The organism is Desulfosediminicola sp. (genome assembly GCF_048381775.1).
Lineage (GTDB): Bacteria > Desulfobacterota > Desulfobulbia > Desulfobulbales > Desulfocapsaceae > Desulfopila > Desulfopila ganghwensis.
This window is the reverse complement of the sequence record NZ_JBLXGE010000003.1, coordinates 76577-94967: the sequence shown is the minus strand read 5'-3', so window position 1 is coordinate 94967 and position 18391 is coordinate 76577. Positions and strand designations below refer to the sequence as shown.

The following is an 18391-nucleotide window of genomic DNA, read 5'->3' as shown; positions in this document are numbered from 1 at the left end:
GAGGTAACACATGGAAACATTTATATCACTCGCCTTAGCGATACTGGGAGCCCCGCTTTTTCCAGGTATCATTTTGAAGGTGAAAGCATTTTTTGCCGGAAAACAGGGACCGCCACTACTGATAAAGTATTATACCGTAGGCAAACTTCTACGAAAGGGTTCGGTGTATAGCAATAGTACAACGTTTGTTTTTAAACTTGGCCCGGTTGTCGGATTTGTTTCAGCCCTGACTGTGCTGTTGTTCTTTCCGTTTGCAGGGACTACGCCGCTCTTTTCATTTCATGGAGATGTAATTGTTCTTTTCTACCTTATGGGGTTAGGTCGATTCTTCACTGTAATCGCTGCACTTGACACCGCCTCTCCATTTGAGGGAATGGGTGCTGCCCGGGAAGTCTTTTTTTCAATGCTTGCCGAAATTACGGTATTCACGGTTCTCCTGCTGTTTTGCAGAATGAACGGGTCACTGAGTTTTTCCGAGTATTTTATCGGTGAGAATCCCATTTCGTTCATGAGTGATTCAGGTGCGTTATTGGTTTTAGTAGTAGTAGCGATGTTCATGGTGCTGCTTGTAGAGAACTCCAGGGTTCCTGTTGATGATCCTGCAACACATCTGGAGCTGACAATGATCCATGAGGTTATGATCCTTGACCATAGTGGTCCTGATCTGGCTCTTATCGAACTGGGATCGTTTTACAAGCTCTTTTTCTATTCGGCGTTTATCACCCATCTTATTTATCCATTCTCTATAGCTGCCGGTATTGGTAACTGGCTCATGTTTTACGGCCTTCTGATCCTGGTTTATGGTTTTGTGGGAATAACAGAGTCGGTCATGGCCAGATTTAAAATGAATCTTGTACCTAAATTCGTTCTTACATCGTTTGCCCTGGTCTTCTTCGGAGCAATTCTCACTATGGGGGTTTTCCAATGATAAATATTACCGAAATAATTTTGGTTATTACTCTCCTGTCAGTGTTGCTGTCTCTTGGATCAACCAGATTGATGATGTTAGTCAAGATTATGGCTTTGCAGGGAGTAATGGTTTCATTGACCCCGCTCTTCTTGAAGAGCCACGGCTCACTGAGCAGTGGCGCAATCATCTTTTTTCAGGTGATGATTCTGATTAAAGGGCTGCTTATTCCGGGTCTTTTATATATGGCGGTCAAGCGGGTATCCATTAAACGGGAAATTGAACCTTTTATTGGCTATCACGCATCTATCCTGGTTGGTCTGGCAATTATTCTTGTCTCAGTGTTTATCACTAACCATCTTCGGCTCTCTCTGTTCGAAGGGCATGATATGGTCTTGATAACCGCAATCACTACCATGGCATCCGGCTTCTTCCTGATGATGGGCAGAAGCAAGGCTATCACCCAGATAATCGGCTACCTTATGCTCGAAAATGGCATTTATCTTATAGGTACCGCCCTGACCGATCATCGACATACTATATATGTGGTCGAATTCGGGGTGCTTCTTGACGTTCTGGTCGGCGTTATGATTATGGGGGTCATCCTGCACAATATCAACAGTACCTTCGAGGATGTCGACACTACCTTGCTTGGACGATTAAAGGACTGATACTATGATAGAATTTGTATTTATACTCCCGATAGTTGCGGGGCTTGCAGCACTAACCCTGCCTGTAAGCATGGGTAGGATACTGCTCCTGATAACGGCACTGCTTCATTTTCAGCTGACTATAATGAGTTGGATGGGCAAGCTTACTCCGACATTTTCTAACTTCTTCAGCGCCTCAACCGAAGGATTGCTGATTCTGTTGGTTACTTCGTTTATCTTTGTCTGGATTTCGATTTATTCATTTTCATATATCAATGAAACCGGAGTAGAGAATAAACCGGTCTTCAACTGTTGTATGCTGCTTTTTCTCGGCACTATGTCAATGGTGACCCTCGCTGAGCATCCAATTGTCTTATGGATAGCGGTCGAAGCGACAACTCTTGTAAGTGCTCCTCTGATATTTGTACACCATTCACGTGAGGCGCTGGAAGCTACCTGGAAATATATTCTTATATGTTCAGTTGGTATTGCTCTTGCGTTGCTTGGGTGTTTTTTCATCACTCTGGCTATGGATCTCGGAAATATTGACGCACCATTATCATTTAATTCGTTAAACGAGGTTGCTACCAAACTTGACCCCGTCTGGTTAAAAGCCGGCTTTATCTTTGTGGTTATTGGTTTTGGCACCAAGATGGGACTAGCACCAATGCATACCTGGCTGCCCGATGCTCATAGTCAGGCAGCAAGCCCTGCCTCGGCAATGCTCTCCGGTGCACTGCTCAACTGTGCTTTTCTTGGTATTTTTAAAGTGCATGTGTTGATGACTGTTGCTGGTCTTGGTGATTTCTCCAGTAATGTTCTGATCGGCTTTGGTTTGTTGTCAATGCTTGTTGGTGCAATCTTTATTATCGGCCAGCCTGATTATAAACGAATGCTTGCTTATTCCAGTATCAAGAACATGGGCGTAATTGCTTTCGGTGTCGGGATCGGCGGTTTTGCGATGTATGGCGCTTTTCTACATTTAATTCACCATTCGTTGCTGAAGTCATCGTTATTTCTTTCAGCCGGGAATGTTCTGCTTGCTTTTGGTACCAAGCGTGTGCAGCGGATAGGCGGTTTAATAAACCATCTGCCGAAAACATTTGTTTCCTTTTTTGCCGGTTTTATCGGTATCTCCGGCCTGCCTCCCTTTGGTCTTTTTGTTAGTGAAATTATCATAATAACCGGTGCCTTTCAAAGTGGACGATATTTAAGTATCGGGCTGTTTCTGTTTGCTCTGCTCCTTGTATTCGCCGGTTCAGGACGGGTGTTTATGTCTATGTCATTTGGTGAGACAGATGCCAAGATTCAGCATGGTGAAGGAACGCTCCGCCTGTTGCCCCCCTATGCTTTGTTAGTCGCTTCAGTAGTTCTCTGCATCTGGATGCCGGATGTACTCTACCAGGCAATCATCAATACAATCGAAACAATTGGAGGTGGAATTCATGGATAACCTCCTGAAAATAGAAAATGGTAAAGCGATCTCACGGTCCGACATACCTCAGGTTCCATACGGCGAGTTTTTTAAGACTCTCTCAGCTTTTGTTAAAAATGACGGCTATATTGTCCAGTTTTTCGCCTATGAGGAGAGTGGTGTTTATAGACTTATAGCTGTTGTTCGAAACACCGCGCTGTACGTGATTGGCTCCGAAACAGGAACTACTTTTCAGTCGCTGACGGGCTCAGCCAGTGAAAAATTCCATATGTTTGAGCGGGAGATTGCCGAGCAGTACGGGCTTAAACCGGATGGGCATCCATGGTTGAAGATGGTTCGTTATCACGAAAATTACACTGGTGAAAAGGATGTCTTCGAAAATAATTACGATGAAGAAATCCCCGGTAATTATCCATACTTCACCATAGAAGGCGAGTCTATACATGAAGTTGCAGTAGGTCCGGTGCATGCCGGCATCATCGAACCCGGACATTTTCGTTTTCAGTGTGCCGGTGAAGAGGTACTGCACCTTGAGATTCAGCTTGGTTACCAGCATCGCGGCATAGAAAAACTGTTGCCGACCCTGCCTCAGAAGCGTTATCCCGGTATCTGTGAATCAATCGCAGGTGATACGACCATTGCCCATACACTCTGTTTCAGCCAGGCTTTTGAGGGACTTGCTGGTAAGAGCGTAGATAGAGGTGCGAGTATCGTACGCACCATAGCTCTTGAGCTTGAACGGATAGCCAACCATATTGGTGACCTGGGAGCGCTGAGTGGAGATGTGGCTTTTAACCCGCCGGCAGCATATTTCGGAAGAATCCGGGGTGAATTTCTCAATCTGCTACAGGTCTTGAGCGGTAACCGTTTTGGAAAAGGGCTGGTTCGACCCGGTGGTGTTGCGCTGGTTATGGGCGAGGAACAACGACAGTTGATTCGCGATAAGCTTGCTGAAATTACCCCTGAAATTGAAAATGTCTGCGATTTGCTATTCAGCGCCCACACCGTTCAGGCCCGATTTGAACATACTGGTACGGTAGAGCATAAGATGGCCAAGGATCTTGGGTTGGTGGGTTATTCCGGCAGAGCCTGCGGCATAGCTTATGATGCGCGAGTAGCGTTCCCGACGGAATGCTATGCAGAGTTGCCCGCTAATACAAATGAGGTGACCAGCGGTGATGTGAACAGCAGGGCAACGGTGAGACGTGAAGAGATCATGCATTCACTGAAACTCATCACCATGCTGTTGGATTCAATAGATACAACCGAAAAGCCTGTTCATATGCAGGAGTGCGCTCTTAGCCCGAATTCGTTCGTGGTGACCATAAACGAGGGATGGAGGGGGGAAGTGTCACATTGCATCCTTACCGATGATAAAAGCAAGGTGCAGCGCTATAAGATTAAAGATCCTTCTTTTCATAACTGGACCGGCCTGGCAATGTCTCTTCGCAATCAGGAAATTTCTGACTTCCCGCTCTGCAACAAGAGCTACAATCTTTCTTACTGCGGCTTTGATCTGTAAAACGGTTAAACCGCAATGAGTGATATATAAGGTTTGAACTATGCTGAAAATACTAAAGAACAAACTTGAGCAGGGGAACAAAACCTCAAAGTACCCCAAAGAGCCTATTGCTCTGTATCATCGCTATCGAGGGATGCCGGTAATCAACACAGATTGCAGTGCAGATGTTATAGCTGAGTGTGTTTGTATATGCCCGCAGGAAGCAATTGACGCTACGGAAAAAACTATTGATCTGGGGCGTTGTACCTTTTGCGGTCAATGCGAATCGGTGGAAGGGGAAGGGGGTGCATTTGTCAGCTTCAGCGAAAATTTTGAACTAGGGGCAGCGAACCGGGAAGATCTTGTTACCGGTGGGGCACTGCCAGCTTTGGCTGATCATTCAAAACAGCACTTCAAAAAACTCTTTGGACGTTCTCTTCAGCTTCGCCAGGTCTCGGCAGCGGGTTGCAATTCCTGCGAAGCTGATACCAATGTACTTAATACACCGTTTTTTGACCTCTCTCGATTTGGTATTGATATTGTCGCATCTCCGCGACACGCAGATGGTATTCATGTCACCGGGCCAATTTCGCGCAATATGCGGCAGGCACTTATAGATACTTATGAGGCGGTGCCGTCGCCCAAGGTCGTTATTGCAAGCGGCTGCTGCTCGATTTCAGGCGGCCCGTTTCGCGGCAGTGAAGAGATCATCGGTGACTTAAGCAGCCTGGTTCCTGTCGATCTCTACATCCCCGGTTGTCCGCCACATCCGTTGACAACTTTGCATGCTTTGCTGAACTATTTTAAGTAACTTCTTTTAGCAACGACACATCCCTTCAATCTATACAGAGACTGAAGGGATGGGTCAGAGTTGGTCACTCAGATACGTGAAACACTGCTGTCTTGATATTATTTTCTGGTATGCTCGGGCTCATTCTAATTGGCCATTCAACAGAAACGAAAACACCCTCTGGCAGAGTTTATATTTTAATCCACACATCAGGCTCATAGGGGCCTTGTCGGCAATACTCGATTCTGTAAGGTGATATGATCACCACGCAGTACAACGGGTCATCAGGTCCGGCAAAAATTGAGCGAAGCTTTTCGTTCCAGAATCCGTGCCTGTCGTGATGGTCTGTTGAAAAAGTTGCTGTCGCTTGAATCTGCAGATACGGGTTCAGATCGGCCAAACCAGATACCCCGGAAGTCATATGCACTTCCGGGTTTGCCCGTATCTGTTCAATCTTTCTTGAGTCAACATACGAGGCAAAACGAATCGTCAAATCATCATCACCAACAGCAATTACATATCTTACCCAGGGTTTCATTTGTAATGTCAGTGTCGCAAAACTGGCAAGATGCGGCTCAGCAATGATTTCCAATATACGTTGTTTTAGATCAGGCATATCGTACGTCCTTTCGGCAGTGCTCAGAGGTTCTTGTAGGTGACTGTATCCGTCATAATCAATTTCGCTTATCGGCAGTTTTTTTGCAACCAATCCAATTGTTATCGCTTTCCTATAGCAGCCACGTAGATAGTTGCCTCATGTACCCCGTCAATTTTTAGAATATCATTCATCTCGGCATCAAAAAAAGCTGCAACCGGACACCCCCAGCAATCATTCGCTTCAGCTGCAAGCAGGATATTCTGACAGATATGAGCTGATTCCATGAAAATGAACCGGAGACCGCGATCGCCATATCTGGGTAAAGTTCTCATAAAAACTGCTGTCCAGATAAATATAACAGCAGCCTGGGAGAGAAATGTTTGATCGAGGCACGCCCTGGTGATCTGGCTCCCCAGATGCCCCTCCTGAATGTATTCGAGGGCCAAGTTGGTTACATCGAGATGATACAGGCCGGGAGAGAGAGTGTCGACATTCTGAACAGAGAGATAGGTTTCGATGGGGTAGAGAGCTCCGGCTGATGGTGCCGTACGAAAAAGCCTGTCTCCGGCTGCAGCTGTTACTCCTTGTCCTGCCCAGACAATGTGGGCAAGAGAATCAAAAGCTATTGGTGCTTTTGAATAAACCCGACCAGATCTCCTCTTTTTAAGCAATTTGTTCAGATCGGGTTCTTGAGGTGTGAAGCCGCTGCTTTTTTCCGGCAGCTTAAAGCGTTGGGCATCGGGATAGGTTTTAAAGGGTGGGGCCGCTTTGAGCATCGGCGATCTCTCAGCTTTCAATCCGTTTCTTGAGATACTGCTTTTTTGCATAAATTGCATCGAAACCATATCTCCAGACGCCATATCGGCCCCTCCTTAGCTTGCTTGATCTTTGCCAGCCAACTGCCCGCAGGCAGCTGAAATATCTGATCCTCTGCTATTTCTTATAAAGACTGAATAGTGAGCGTCCAGCAAGATTTTCTGAAATGCCAGCATCCTGTCACGAGGTGGACTCTTATAGGGAAGTTCAGCACATTCATTGTACGGCAAAAGATTGATTTTGCAGGGGATACCTCGAAGTTTTTTAGCCAGGATCCTGGCATCCTTATCAGAATCGTTAATACCTGCAAGCAGAATATACTCGAACATGATTCGTCTACGCTTCGGCATGGGGAAATCCCTACAGGCCTGCAACAACTCGTCAAGTGAATATCGTTCGTTGACAGGCATAAGTGCGTCACGGGTGTTATCGTCCACCGCGTGGAGGGAAATTGCCAGATTGGCCTTTGAGTTTAAGCCAAGCTCTCGCATTTTCGGCACAATTCCGCAGGTGGAAACAGTGATCTTGCGAGCAGTCAGGTCGAGGCCTTTCGGTTCCGTAAGAATAGAGAGCGAAGTGATAACATTCTTCAGGTTATTTAATGGTTCTCCCATGCCCATATATACCAGGTTTGTCACCCTGTCGGGGCCGATGAGATCTTCCTCCGGCTGTGCCAACAGATAATCCCGTACTGCACAGACCTGGTTTACGATCTCACTTGCGGTGAGATTACGTTTGAAACCCATTGTTCCGGTAAGGCAGAAAGAGCAGTGCATAGCACAACCAACCTGGGACGAAATGCAGAGCGTATTTCGATCTGGCTCTGGAATGAGCACCGATTCTATAATGTGTCCGTCATCGAGAATAAAACCGAACTTCACACAACCGTCCGATGATTTCTCAATAATCGGATTCGTAAAACTCGATAAGTAGGCGTGTTCTGCCAATACTTTTCGAAAAGATTTGGCAAGATCGGTCATTTCGGCAAAATCATTTATCCCTGGCCGATAGAGCCATGCCATGATCTGCTTACCTCGAAATGCCGGTTGCCCCAGGCTCTCCACAAACTGAATCAGCTGTTCCTGGTCAAAATTACGTAAATCTGTCTTTTTTTCTGTCATAACCTTCTAAAACCTTCAGGTACAAGCTGGTGTGTATACTGTAATCCATCATCAATCATTTCCAACATTTTCTCCCTGTCTCTGGGCACCCGTCCCATGATCGGCAGATAATTGGAGGCATGATTGGCAAAAAACTGACTGGGCGTATCGAGATTGTCTATCAACAATCTCAATTCTTTTAACATTTCAACTGGCTCGAGTAGCTCAAATCGGCCATCGCGATAGAGTCTGGCAAGCTCTGTATTGTCGAGCAGCATAAGAGTCAGAGCAGCAATTCTTTTGGGTTGCATCTTATTCAATACTTTTGCAGTCTCTATCGCATGCTCGCTGGACAATTCACGCCCGGCTAAACCTAAAATAACCATTGCGGAAAGAAACAGCCCGGCCTCCCTGATTTTTTCGGACGCTGCAATCATGGACTCAGCCGTTTCGCCTTTTTTTACTAAAGCGAGCACCTTGTCATTACCGCTCTCCAGACCAAGATAGACCCGATCAAGTCCTAGCTTTTTCAGCTCAACGAGCTGTTCGACACTTTTGCTTCGTATTGACCTGGCGCTGGCATAAAGAGATATTCGGTTTACCCATGGGAGTTTTATCCGAATATCTGAAAATATTTTTTTTAATCTCTTAAAGGGGATAACAAGTGCGTCACCATCTGCAAGAAAGACCTTGTTCTGATTCCGGCAATATTGCGCCGCAAAATCTAAATCACTTTGCACAATCGGATCTTCTTTGATTTCAAAGCGCTTATCTTTGTAAGCACCGCAAAAAGTGCACTTGTTATGTGAGCAGCCCACAGTCACCTGAAGGATGATCGAATGCGCTTCGCTCGGTGGACGGATGATTTGTCCTACGTAATGCATAGTCCTCTTTAAATAAGATATTTGAAGAAATGAAAATCAACCAGCTTAGTTCAGCGCAGCGGCGAATTTTTCACTGCTTTTGGTGTGATTCAGTTGTAGTCTTTAGAAATCTATAGACCTAAAAGGGCCGGGATAACGTATTGTATCCCAGCCCGAAAACATTACAGCAACACCCCATGTTCAGCACATCTGTTATGCGGGATTTTTTGCCTCAAACTCTTTCATAAACTCAACCAGTTTGACAACGCCTTCCCTTGGGAATGCATTATATATGGAAGCACGACATCCACCTATGGAGCGGTGGCCCTTGAGTCCGTTAAGTCCGATTTCGGCTGCTTCGGCGATAAATTTTGCTTCAAGTTCAGCCGTGGGAAGGTTGAAAGAAATATTCATGATTGATCGTGAATCAGCATCTGAATGACCACGATAATAGTCAGTGGCATCAATCGCACTATAGATGAGAGCTGCCTTTTCCCGATTGATTTTCTCCATCTCCGTGACACCACCCTTAGCCTTCAGCCATTTCAATACTTCAGCCACTATGTAAATGGGAAAAGTAGGGGGGGTATTGAACATAGACCCTTTATCCGCATGGGTCTTATAGTTCAGCATGGTAGGCGTACTCTCAGGTGCTTTACCAAGAAGATCTTCCCTGATAATCACCAAGGTAACACCAGCCGGCCCAAGATTTTTCTGGGCACCCGCAAATATAAGACCGAATTTGGAAACATCTATCTTTCGGGCAAGAATGTCGGAAGACATATCACAAACAAGCATCTTTTCAGTTTCCGGCATCTCATGAAACTGGGTGCCGTAGATAGTGTTGTTCGAGACAAAATAGAGAAATTCTGAATCATCTGCGACACTGTATTCCTGCTGCTTTGGCACGCGATTGAAACTATCCTCTTCACTGGAAAATGCCACATCGACATCACCGAAAAGCTTTGCCTCTTTAATGGCCTTTTTCGACCAGGTGCCGGTATTGAGATAAGTTGCCTTTTTCCCAACCATAAGATTCATCGGCACCATGAAAAACTGGCTTGAAGCTCCGCCCTGAAGAAAGAGTACTTTGTAGTTATCGGGAATCGCCATAAGCTCTCGCAAAAGCGATTCGGCATCTTCGATAACTGCCATGAACTCTTTTGAGCGATGGCTGATTTCGATGAGTCCGATACCTGAATCCTTGAAATTGACAATATCTTTGCTTGCCTGCTGCAGAACTTCGTAGGGAAGGGTGGCGGGCCCTGGACTGAAATTAAAGACTCTCTCTGGCATTTTAGGATTCTCCTTGGATAACAACACAATTTCCTTACTGAAAACTGTTAACTTAAATCGTGTAATTGTTCTGTCGTAGTGCTTCGTAGAGGACGATACCCGCGGTCATTGCTAGATTCAGACTCCTGATATCAGGACTTTGCATAGGTAACGTATAGCAACGGTCAGAATACAATGTTCTTATCTCTTCAGGCAACCCTTTTGTTTCCCTGCCAAAAATAAGGAAATCACCGGGTTTGTATTGTGCGTCTGTAAAAGGCTTGTCAGTTTTTGTGGTGAAAAAGTAGAGCCTTTTTTCATCCTGCTGTTCTAAAAAGTCATCAAGGCTATCCCAGTAAACAATGTCTACATATTGCCAATAATCGAGCCCTGCACGCTTTAAGTGTTTATCATCAGTGGAAAAACCCAGTGGATGAATAAGGTGAAGAATGGTTTTTGTTGCTCCGCACAGCCTGGCTATAGAGCCGGTATTTGGTGGAATTTCAGGTTGAACGAGTACTATGTTAAATGTGTTTGCTGAATCCATCACTTTACTTATCCGATTTGATTTACAAGGGTTTAGCGTTTACCGAAAGCACCTTGTACCCATCAAGGGATTTCCGGTAACATTTTTTGACTGGAAGCAAGGTTTATACAGCCAGATTTCAGGCAACACAAGGAAAAAACGTTCCTTTTGGCTGATCGAATTCTGACAGCGGCAAATGATTATTGCAATAATCCCTTTTCAAGATACATTCTAGGAGACTGTCGGACTATTGCGATTTTCACTCAAATCGAGACATCGAAGGAAAAATAAGCAGAGCCATATTTTTGATATTGCGAGCATTATTTTTCATTCGATAACGATGAGTTAGTTGAAAAGGGTTTAATCCAACAGACTCCTGGTGACTCCTGATGCGATAGATTAGATATCCATGTGGTTCAATCTTCTAATTGTAAGATTAACGTCAGATCTAATGAGAGAATTTCGTAATCTAGATGCTAATCAGCTGATTCTACTCGTATTAGCTGCCATATACCTGATAACTCAAGCTTTAGGTCAATTTTACTCTGAACTGGGGTGCAGCACTGTCGTAACGGAGAAGGTAATGCTTCGTCAGGTAAATGGTGAGTTGACACTTGTAAATGAGCAACATGATGAATCCGTTGATGCTGATAGAGATAGAGCTTCTCATCTGACACCGTTTTTCTTTGAACCTGTACCTATCAATAGCGCTGACTACTCGCTTCTGTCGACACTGCCCGGGATCGGTCCTGCCATGGCAGAACGGATAGTGCAACACCGCAGGCAGCATGGACCGGTAACAACGATAAAACAACTTGAAAAAATACCTGGAATAGGCGAAAAGCGATCTGCACAGCTCGCAAACCATATCACTTTTAAATGATGACCGAATCCACAGACACGATTTACCAAGAACTGACGAACACCCCGGTACTTGCTCTTGTTGGTCCCACAGCTATAGGCAAAACAGATCTCTCCCTGGAAATAGCCAGGGTTTGTAACTGCGAAATCATTAGTGTTGACTCCATGCAGGTTTACAAATTCATGGATATCGGTACCGCGAAAATCAAGCCGGAAGAGATGGCGGGGATCCCTCATCATCTTATTGATGTTGCTTACCCCGATGAAGAATATGATGCGGCACGTTTTGTCAAAGAAGCTGCCGCCGCAATTGCTGCAATCATTGCAAAAGGTAAAACACCTTTACTTACCGGAGGCACTGGACTCTACCTCAAGGCACTTGTTGACGGTCTCTTTGCCGGTGTTCCCGAAGATCGTGAAATCAGGGAACAGCTTAAGCTGAGAGCGGCAAACGAGGGCACCTCGAAACTACACGAGGAATTATCCCTATGTGACCGTATTAGCGCCGATAGAATCCATCCCAACGATACTTTGAGAATAATCAGAGGGCTTGAGATTTACCTTGCATCCGGGGTTCCCTGGTCTGAGCATCTGCGTCGCCAGAAACAGTCAGAGCAAAACGGGATAGTGAATAACATCTTGCAGGTTGGTTTAACCTGCGATCGGCAGAAACTTTATGAGCGTATCAATATGCGTTCTGAGATCATGCTTGAACAGGGATTGGAAGAGGAGGTTATGGGGCTCCTCAAGATGGGTTATCATGAAAATCTCAACTCCATGAAGTCTATAGGTTACCGGCATATGTTGAACTTCTTGAGCGGATTGTGGAATTACGAGGAAATGATGGAATATCTTGCCCGTGATACCAGGCGATACGCTAAGCGCCAGTATACCTGGTTCAACAAAATTACCGATCTTGAATGGTTTGAAGTTGAAAACAAAAAAATCATAATTGATCATATGTCTAACTGGCTGCAAAAACAGCACTAAATAGATACTAAATTCCTTAAAGCCAGAGACAATATGCAAGACGAACTTCCAGAACTTATTAAAAAAATCTTCGCCAAAAAAAACATCACAGATGATCAGGAGATTTTTCGTTTCCTTCACCCTAAACTCGAAACTCTTCCGCATCCTTTAAAGATGAAGGGCATGCAGCAGGCAGTTGAGTGCATTGTCAAAGGGGTAGAGGAGGGCGATGATATCGTCATTTGGGGTGATTATGACGTTGACGGCACCACAGCGACTTCACTTTTAGTAAATTTCTTCAGAAAATTAGGCATTGAACCATATTGGCATATCCCGAACAGGTTAACAGATGGTTATGGCCTGAACACTGAGGTGTTTGAACAACTCAAGAGTACGCATTCAATTGATAATTTCCTTCTCATTACTGTCGACTGCGGAATTTCAAACAGTAAGGAAGTTGCAGAAATTCTCGAACTTGGTGGAAAAGTTATAGTCACAGATCATCACCAGCTCCCTTTAGGGGATTTACCTGGTTGCGTAATCCTCAACCCTAATCAGGACGGTTGTGATTTTGCCAGCGAAAAGCTGGCCGGAGTTGGTGTTGCCTTCTACCTTGCCGCAGCCGTCAGGTCAGAATTAGAAAAACATGGGTACTTCAGGGAGAACGAGAAGCCAAATCTCAAAGATTATCTTGGCTTTGTAGCTCTTGGAACGGTATCGGATCTCGTGGAAATAACAGAAACCAATCGTATCCTGGTACGAGCAGGTATGGAGGCATTACCCAATTCTTCAATTCCAGGCTTGCGATATCTCTTAGAGAGTGCCGGACTCTACGGCTCACTTTTAACCTCTGAAGACATAGGATTTTCAATTGGGCCACGCATCAATGCCGCTGGAAGACTTGGTACGGCTGATGTCGCTGTGGAGCTGATGACCTGTGACAACCATACCTCAGGAAGCGATCTGGCAAAAAAGCTGGAATCATACAATGAAAGAAGAAAGTCTATTTGTTCAGATAACCTAGAAACTGCTTTAACATTGATACAGCGGGGTAACCTTGCTGAAAAATCCGCTATAGTAGTTGCTGGAGATTTTCACCCAGGAGTTATCGGTATTGTCGCGTCAAAAATAGTGGATGTGTATCGGAAGCCAACCGTTGTATTTGCAGAAGAGGGTGAAAATGAATCGACTTCATACAAAGGGTCTGGGCGTTCTGTTGAGGGAATAGACCTGCTGGGTTGTCTTCACAATTGTTCACATCTCCTGGGAAAATACGGCGGGCATGCTATGGCTGCCGGCTTATCAATTGCTGCAAATAACATAAAATCTTTCAGAGAAGAGATGAGTCGCCATGTTGAGCTTGAAAAAATGAATATTTTACAGGGTGCTCAAGGCAACACTCTCAACATAGAATGTAATCTGGACGAGGTAATGTCCGGGAATGCCATTGATTACCTGATGAAATTAGAGCCGTTTGGCCCGGAAAACGAAAAACCGATTTTCACCGACCCAAAAGCGCAGGTAATTTCCTGCAAGGCAATAGGTGGGCTTGGACAGCATTTACAACTCATTGTGCGTGGTAAATACACGAATTATCGAGCTATTGGTTTCGGTTTGGGGGAGCGGATCTCAGAAGTGAAGAAGCAACCTGAGAGATCAATCACTTTTACACCAATGATGAATAGATTTCGAGGTTCTGTGGAGTGGCAACTCCGAATAATAGAGATCTGAGAACACACTTTCACTGACTTTTTTGTCAATAAGCGTCATCATTAACATCCCGACCGCTAACATTATGCGACATTGCCGGGTGCTTTTTAGAATTATGCCTTCAGAAGTGCGAATTGAGAGAAATTTTATTTTTATAACGAATTATCCGCTTCATACGAGGCACGCATAGCATCCTGACCGCCAAAATCCAATCCAACTGTATTTTTTCCTGCAATAATTCCGAAGAGAAAGCATTGTCATGTGTTGCTAATGGTTGTATTTTAGCCATCCCTGGAGGAAATTTCTTTTTTTGGGAAAAGTCGTCTTATCTTTCTTTGAGGAGAGGTATTACTGAGCATCAGATTACAGATCAGGGTCTGAATTCAGCCAATAGCCTGTTTTTTCTCTTTAAAAGGTAAATAATTGCGGCTTTACAGCCACATATCCAAATCAGACGATTTTCTGGAGAAGCGTATTGCTTGATTTGGCTTCAATTGCCAGTCAGATCCTATCCGGCAAGAAAACAAGGTCAAGTTAGCTGTTTCCAGGGCGAATATTTATGAGTTGAAAAATATTGATCAGAATTTTGTGATTCTCAACGCGCCCAAAGGAACGGGAAGGCTCTATAAAGCGGGAATTCTCAGGTGAATAAAAAACAACTATGTTTTCTCGATTCTCAGTGGGATGCGTAAACCCATTTTAACCAGAGCAGGGCAAACCGCATAGCGCACATACTGCAGATTTTTCCACTAAAGGATGAGACAGAAATAAAATGCATATTGCCAAAAGCAAATGATTCACTGGGGAACACCCAAACCATCATCAGATTTTCTCTGGAGCAAAACATCAGCCTAAATGTATTGTTCATGCAGTTCTTTAAGTTCTTGATGTTCGGCTGATTCAGCAATGAAGGTGTGAACGACCTGGGGAGGCAAATGCTGTATATGCTTGTTCTTATTGCATTATTTATATATATACATAATATACATTATGCGACATAGCTTAAATGGTTTATTTAAAGTCGATTGTAATGGTTATGAGTTTGCGATGGTTTTGGTCGATGTGGATAACAGGATGGTTTCACTTTTTGCTGTTTCGTGGTAAAGTAAGTAGTTTTGCATTTTACAATTCCCAAAGGCTTCTCAACACGACGTATCGCTTGAGGGGCCGCAGACAGTTTATATAATTTTGCGTTAACTCTGGGTACCACACTACAAACTACACTGGTGAAGAGAATGAACAGAGAGATATATCAAGAGCCACTTGTCAGTAGATACACGAGCATAGAGATGCAGCAGCTCTTTTCTGAGCAAACGAAATTCACTACCTGGAGAAAGTGCTGGGTCGCTCTCGCTGAAGCTCAATATGAGCTTGGTCTCACTGAGCTCGTTTCTGCAGAGATGATTGCCGAAATGAAAGCCAACGTCGATAACATCGATTACGACATGGCTGCTGCAAAGGAAAAGGAAATTCGGCATGATGTCATGGCACATGTCTTTGAATTCGGCACCAAATGCCCTAAGGCTGCCGGCATCATCCACCTCGGCGCCACTTCTCAGTTCGTAGTATGTAATACCGACCTCCTTGTACAGAAAAAAGCCTTCGAACTTATTCGAAGCGCCCTGCTTCAGGTTATCAAAAATCTTGGTGAGTTTTGTAATGAGCACAAAAGCCTGCCAACTCTCGGTTATACCCACTACCAACCAGCCCAACCCACCACTGTAGGTAAACGAAATACCCTTTACCTTCAGGATCTGCTCTCTGATCTTGATTATGTTGATTTCTTCTTAAGCCGCATTCAGGCTCGCGGAGCAAAAGGTACTGTTGGCACCCAGGCCACCTTTCTCGAGCTGTTCAAGGGCGATCATAAAAAGGTTCGTGAACTCGACGAATTAGTTGCTAAAAAGCTTGGATTTGCCGGTACAATTCCTGTGACCGGTCAGACGTACAGCAGAAAGCTTGATATGAAGCTTGCTGAAACACTTTCCGGAATTGGTGCTACCGCGCATAAATTTGCGGTTGATCTGCGTCTGCTTTCCAATCTGAAAACCCAGGAAGAACCCTTTGCCAAGCAACAGACCGGCTCCTCTGCCATGGCCTATAAGCGCAACCCAATGCGCTCTGAGCGTATGACTGGTCTTGCCCGTAAACTTATGGGATTGCCACAGAATTTCGCTGGAACATATGCCAATCAATGGTTTGAGAGAACACTGGATGACTCTGCAATTCGCAGAATGGACATCCCCCAAGCTTTTCTTTTAACAGATGCAATCTTAAAGTTATTCATTAACATTACTTCTGATATGGTTGTTTATCCTAAACAAACAGAAAAGCATCTCAAGTCAGAATTGCCGTTCATGTCAACCGAAGTAATACTCATGGAGGCAGTTGAGCGTGGCGAAAGCAGACAGGAAATGCATGAAGTAATTAAGGAGCATTCGGTTGCTGCGGGTAAGGTTGTGAAAGAGGAAGGAGGAGATAATGATCTGCTCAGCCGTCTGGCCGCCGATGATCGTGTCCCCTTCTCTATGGCTGAACTCAATGAACTCATTGGCGACTACCAGAAATTTACCGGTCGGGCCGCCGAGCAGACTGAAGAATTCCTGAAAGAAATAGTATCCCCTGTTTTAGAGGATAATAAAGAATTTATAGGCGAATATGACGCCTCACTCTCCGTTTGATCAAATGAGCTTTTCCCAGGAAATATTTTTGCGAATCTCTCCGGATAAATTTCATATATTGAAATTTATCCTGGAGGGATATGATAATCTGGCCATCCTTTCCAGCCACGACAGAAAAAACGGTATAGTCCGCGTTCGTTATATTTCTGACTCAGCAAAAGAGCTTTATGGTCTTCTCAGCTCTATTGCCCCGAAGTTGGTGTAAATTCCTTTTTTTATAAGGGCTGGTAAATTTTACTCTGTTTAGAAGTGATGAATCAAAGAACATTTTTTGTAAAGACATTTGGATGCCAGATGAACGAACGGGATTCCGAGATCATGTCCCAAACCCTTTCCATGCACGGCTATGTCGAAGGCATGGTTATGGAACAGGCTGATCTTGTTATCCTGAACACCTGCTCCATCCGGGCCAAGGCAGAGCAGAAGGTTATGAGTTTGCTCGGAATGCTGAGAAAAGCAAAGGCAAGCAATAAAGGGATGCAAATCTGTGTCGCTGGCTGTGTTGCTCAGCAGGAAGGGGAAAAATTACTCGAACGTATGCCCCATGTTGACCTGATCATAGGAACACAAAATATTTACCGGATCGGCGAGTGTCTTGAGTATGCCAGGAAAAATCCCGGTTTTATTGCTATCGATCTGCAGGATAATTACGATATTCCCCGATTTATGCCTGATAGTGATTTATCTGCAAACAAACCGGCAGAATTCAGGAAATTTGTCACCATCATGCAGGGCTGCAACAATTACTGTTCCTACTGTGTTGTCCCCTACACACGCGGGCGTGAAGTATCACGTAAAGTCAGTGACATAATCGACGAAATTAAAGTTTTGATTGAGGGAGGTATCAAAGAGATAACCCTGCTTGGTCAAAACGTGAACTCCTACGGTAAAACCAATATTGTAACAGATAACGGACTCCCCTGCTCTTTTGCCGACCTGTTGCACCTGGTTGCGGAAATACCCGGCTTGTCCAGATTGAGGTTTACTACCTCAAATCCTAAAGATCTTTCCGATCAGTTAATGCGCTGTTTCAGGGATATACCCATACTTTGTCCGCAGTTTCACCTGCCGGTACAGGCCGGATCCGATGCCGTTCTTAAAAGAATGAACAGAAAATATTCTGTTCAGCAGTATCTTGAACTGGTTGATACACTTCGCTCGTATCGCCCGGAAATCGCGTTAAGCACTGATATCATTGTGGGATTTCCAGGGGAAACCGAAGAGGATTTTCAGGGAACGATGGATCTGCTTGAGCAAGTCCGTTATCACGGTTCGTTCTCATTTAAGTACTCAGATCGGCCTGGTACGCGTTCAGCCGATTTTGACGATAAAGTCCCTGAGGATGTGAAGACCAGAAGGCTCATTGAATTTCAAGCACGTCAGGATGAGATCAGCCTTGAACGAAACAGGGAATACCTTGGCTCGACCAAAGAGATAATGGTGGAATCCATTAATAGTGACAGTATCAAGGGCCGCACCACTACCAATCACATTGTCCATGTCGATAGTTCAGGGCTTGGTGACAATATCCGACCCGGTGACCTTCTGATGACAGAGATTTATCATGCCGGTCAGCATTCTCTCAAGGGGAAAATCAACAGCTGATATCAGGGTAAAGCGAATTTCTTCACTCAGAACGCAACATATTTAAAATCAGAAAAGGGCTGACAGTAAAAATACTGTCAGCCCTTTTCTGATTTTGCGGCAAG

17 protein-coding genes are annotated in these 18391 nt (G+C 44.7%); 11 read left to right on the top strand and 6 right to left on the bottom strand.

Features of this window, described 5'->3' with window-relative positions; translation table 11 throughout:
- Positions 1 to 10 precede the first annotated feature (10 nt).
- From ACN5NT_RS05900 to ACN5NT_RS05880, 5 genes are read left to right on the top strand one after another with little or no spacing between them, the layout of a single operon-like run.
- On the top strand, positions 11 to 928 hold the full coding sequence (locus ACN5NT_RS05900; protein ID WP_419174818.1) for a respiratory chain complex I subunit 1 family protein: 918 nt from the start codon (positions 11 to 13) through the stop codon (positions 926 to 928).
- Positions 925 to 1578: a hydrogenase gene (locus tag ACN5NT_RS05895; protein WP_419174817.1), complete on the top strand. Its 654-nt coding sequence runs from the start codon at positions 925 to 927 to the stop codon at positions 1576 to 1578. Before ACN5NT_RS05900 ends, ACN5NT_RS05895 begins: the two co-directional genes overlap by 4 nt.
- Before the next feature lie 4 nt (positions 1579 to 1582).
- On the top strand, positions 1583 to 3010 hold the full coding sequence (locus ACN5NT_RS05890; RefSeq protein WP_419174816.1) for a proton-conducting transporter membrane subunit: 1428 nt from the start codon (positions 1583 to 1585) through the stop codon (positions 3008 to 3010).
- Complete coding sequence (locus ACN5NT_RS05885) at positions 3003 to 4514, top strand: hydrogenase (RefSeq protein WP_419174815.1); 1512 nt, start codon at positions 3003 to 3005, stop codon at positions 4512 to 4514. Before ACN5NT_RS05890 ends, ACN5NT_RS05885 begins: the two co-directional genes overlap by 8 nt.
- 40 nt (positions 4515 to 4554) lie before the next feature.
- Complete coding sequence (locus ACN5NT_RS05880; protein WP_419174814.1) at positions 4555 to 5304, top strand: hydrogenase; 750 nt, start codon at positions 4555 to 4557, stop codon at positions 5302 to 5304.
- A 169-nt stretch (positions 5305 to 5473) separates the two neighbouring features.
- Here ACN5NT_RS05880 and ACN5NT_RS05875 read toward each other — a convergent pair whose 3' ends face one another.
- The 6 genes from ACN5NT_RS05875 to trmL form a co-directional block, all read right to left on the bottom strand.
- Positions 5474 to 5899 (bottom strand): pyridoxamine 5'-phosphate oxidase family protein, encoded by a 426-nt coding sequence (locus ACN5NT_RS05875; protein WP_419174813.1) that lies wholly within the window; start codon positions 5897 to 5899, stop codon positions 5474 to 5476.
- 101 nt (positions 5900 to 6000) lie between these two features.
- Complete coding sequence (locus ACN5NT_RS05870; RefSeq protein ID WP_419174812.1) at positions 6001 to 6741, bottom strand: SagB/ThcOx family dehydrogenase; 741 nt, start codon at positions 6739 to 6741, stop codon at positions 6001 to 6003.
- 12 nt (positions 6742 to 6753) lie between these two features.
- Positions 6754 to 7818, bottom strand: coding sequence for a 23S rRNA (adenine(2503)-C(2))-methyltransferase RlmN (rlmN, locus tag ACN5NT_RS05865; RefSeq protein WP_136796734.1), 1065 nt, complete (start codon positions 7816 to 7818; stop codon positions 6754 to 6756).
- Positions 7815 to 8681 carry a radical SAM protein gene (locus tag ACN5NT_RS05860; RefSeq protein WP_419174811.1) on the bottom strand — a complete coding sequence of 289 codons (867 nt, stop codon included), beginning with the start codon at positions 8679 to 8681 and terminating at the stop codon, positions 7815 to 7817. Before ACN5NT_RS05860 ends, rlmN begins: the two co-directional genes overlap by 4 nt.
- Positions 8682 to 8873: 192 nt before the next feature.
- A complete protein-coding gene (gene serC, locus ACN5NT_RS05855; protein WP_419174810.1) occupies positions 8874 to 9956 on the bottom strand; it encodes a 3-phosphoserine/phosphohydroxythreonine transaminase in 1083 nt (360 codons plus the stop codon).
- A 52-nt stretch (positions 9957 to 10008) separates the two neighbouring features.
- Positions 10009 to 10482: a tRNA (uridine(34)/cytosine(34)/5-carboxymethylaminomethyluridine(34)-2'-O)-methyltransferase TrmL gene (gene trmL / locus ACN5NT_RS05850; protein WP_136796760.1), complete on the bottom strand. Its 474-nt coding sequence runs from the start codon at positions 10480 to 10482 to the stop codon at positions 10009 to 10011.
- A 562-nt stretch (positions 10483 to 11044) separates the two neighbouring features.
- On the opposite strand from trmL, the gene ACN5NT_RS05845 reads away from it, so the two are divergent.
- From ACN5NT_RS05845 to miaB, 6 genes are all read left to right on the top strand, one after another.
- On the top strand, positions 11045 to 11344 hold the full coding sequence (locus ACN5NT_RS05845; RefSeq protein ID WP_419174809.1) for a helix-hairpin-helix domain-containing protein: 300 nt from the start codon (positions 11045 to 11047) through the stop codon (positions 11342 to 11344).
- On the top strand, positions 11341 to 12312 hold the full coding sequence (gene miaA, locus ACN5NT_RS05840) for a tRNA (adenosine(37)-N6)-dimethylallyltransferase MiaA (protein WP_419174808.1): 972 nt from the start codon (positions 11341 to 11343) through the stop codon (positions 12310 to 12312). The genes ACN5NT_RS05845 and miaA overlap by 4 nt, the downstream gene beginning before the upstream one ends.
- Positions 12313 to 12345: 33 nt before the next feature.
- Positions 12346 to 14022, top strand: coding sequence for a single-stranded-DNA-specific exonuclease RecJ (gene recJ, locus ACN5NT_RS05835; protein WP_419174807.1), 1677 nt, complete (start codon positions 12346 to 12348; stop codon positions 14020 to 14022).
- Positions 14023 to 15236: 1214 nt separating this feature from the next.
- Positions 15237 to 16682: an adenylosuccinate lyase gene (gene purB / locus ACN5NT_RS05830; RefSeq protein ID WP_419174806.1), complete on the top strand. Its 1446-nt coding sequence runs from the start codon at positions 15237 to 15239 to the stop codon at positions 16680 to 16682.
- Positions 16683 to 16710: 28 nt separating this feature from the next.
- On the top strand, positions 16711 to 16887 hold the full coding sequence (locus ACN5NT_RS05825) for a DUF4911 domain-containing protein (protein ID WP_167495726.1): 177 nt from the start codon (positions 16711 to 16713) through the stop codon (positions 16885 to 16887).
- 47 nt (positions 16888 to 16934) lie between these two features.
- Entirely contained in the window at positions 16935 to 18287 is a 1353-nt protein-coding gene (gene miaB / locus ACN5NT_RS05820; protein ID WP_419174805.1) for a tRNA (N6-isopentenyl adenosine(37)-C2)-methylthiotransferase MiaB, read from the top strand.
- Positions 18288 to 18391 lie beyond the last annotated feature (104 nt).

Bases quoted from the DNA above. Each gene is read 5' to 3' on its own strand.
- trmL (WP_136796760.1), bottom strand. From the start codon at position 10,482: ATGGATTCAGCAAACACATTTAACATAGTACTCGTTCAACCTGAAATT.
- ACN5NT_RS05845 (WP_419174809.1), top strand. From the start codon at position 11,045: ATGCTTCGTCAGGTAAATGGTGAGTTGACACTTGTAAATGAGCAACAT.
- purB (WP_419174806.1), top strand. From the start codon at position 15,237: ATGAACAGAGAGATATATCAAGAGCCACTTGTCAGTAGATACACGAGC.
- miaA (WP_419174808.1), top strand. From the start codon at position 11,341: ATGATGACCGAATCCACAGACACGATTTACCAAGAACTGACGAACACC.
- rlmN (WP_136796734.1), bottom strand. From the start codon at position 7,818: ATGACAGAAAAAAAGACAGATTTACGTAATTTTGACCAGGAACAGCTG.
- ACN5NT_RS05900 (WP_419174818.1), top strand. From the start codon at position 11: ATGGAAACATTTATATCACTCGCCTTAGCGATACTGGGAGCCCCGCTT.
- ACN5NT_RS05875 (WP_419174813.1), bottom strand. From the start codon at position 5,899: ATGCCTGATCTAAAACAACGTATATTGGAAATCATTGCTGAGCCGCAT.
- ACN5NT_RS05880 (WP_419174814.1), top strand. From the start codon at position 4,555: ATGCTGAAAATACTAAAGAACAAACTTGAGCAGGGGAACAAAACCTCA.
- ACN5NT_RS05870 (WP_419174812.1), bottom strand. From the start codon at position 6,741: ATGGCGTCTGGAGATATGGTTTCGATGCAATTTATGCAAAAAAGCAGT.
- recJ (WP_419174807.1), top strand. From the start codon at position 12,346: ATGCAAGACGAACTTCCAGAACTTATTAAAAAAATCTTCGCCAAAAAA.
- ACN5NT_RS05885 (WP_419174815.1), top strand. From the start codon at position 3,003: ATGGATAACCTCCTGAAAATAGAAAATGGTAAAGCGATCTCACGGTCC.
- ACN5NT_RS05860 (WP_419174811.1), bottom strand. From the start codon at position 8,681: ATGCATTACGTAGGACAAATCATCCGTCCACCGAGCGAAGCGCATTCG.
- ACN5NT_RS05895 (WP_419174817.1), top strand. From the start codon at position 925: ATGATAAATATTACCGAAATAATTTTGGTTATTACTCTCCTGTCAGTG.
- ACN5NT_RS05890 (WP_419174816.1), top strand. From the start codon at position 1,583: ATGATAGAATTTGTATTTATACTCCCGATAGTTGCGGGGCTTGCAGCA.
- serC (WP_419174810.1), bottom strand. From the start codon at position 9,956: ATGCCAGAGAGAGTCTTTAATTTCAGTCCAGGGCCCGCCACCCTTCCC.
- miaB (WP_419174805.1), top strand. From the start codon at position 16,935: ATGAATCAAAGAACATTTTTTGTAAAGACATTTGGATGCCAGATGAAC.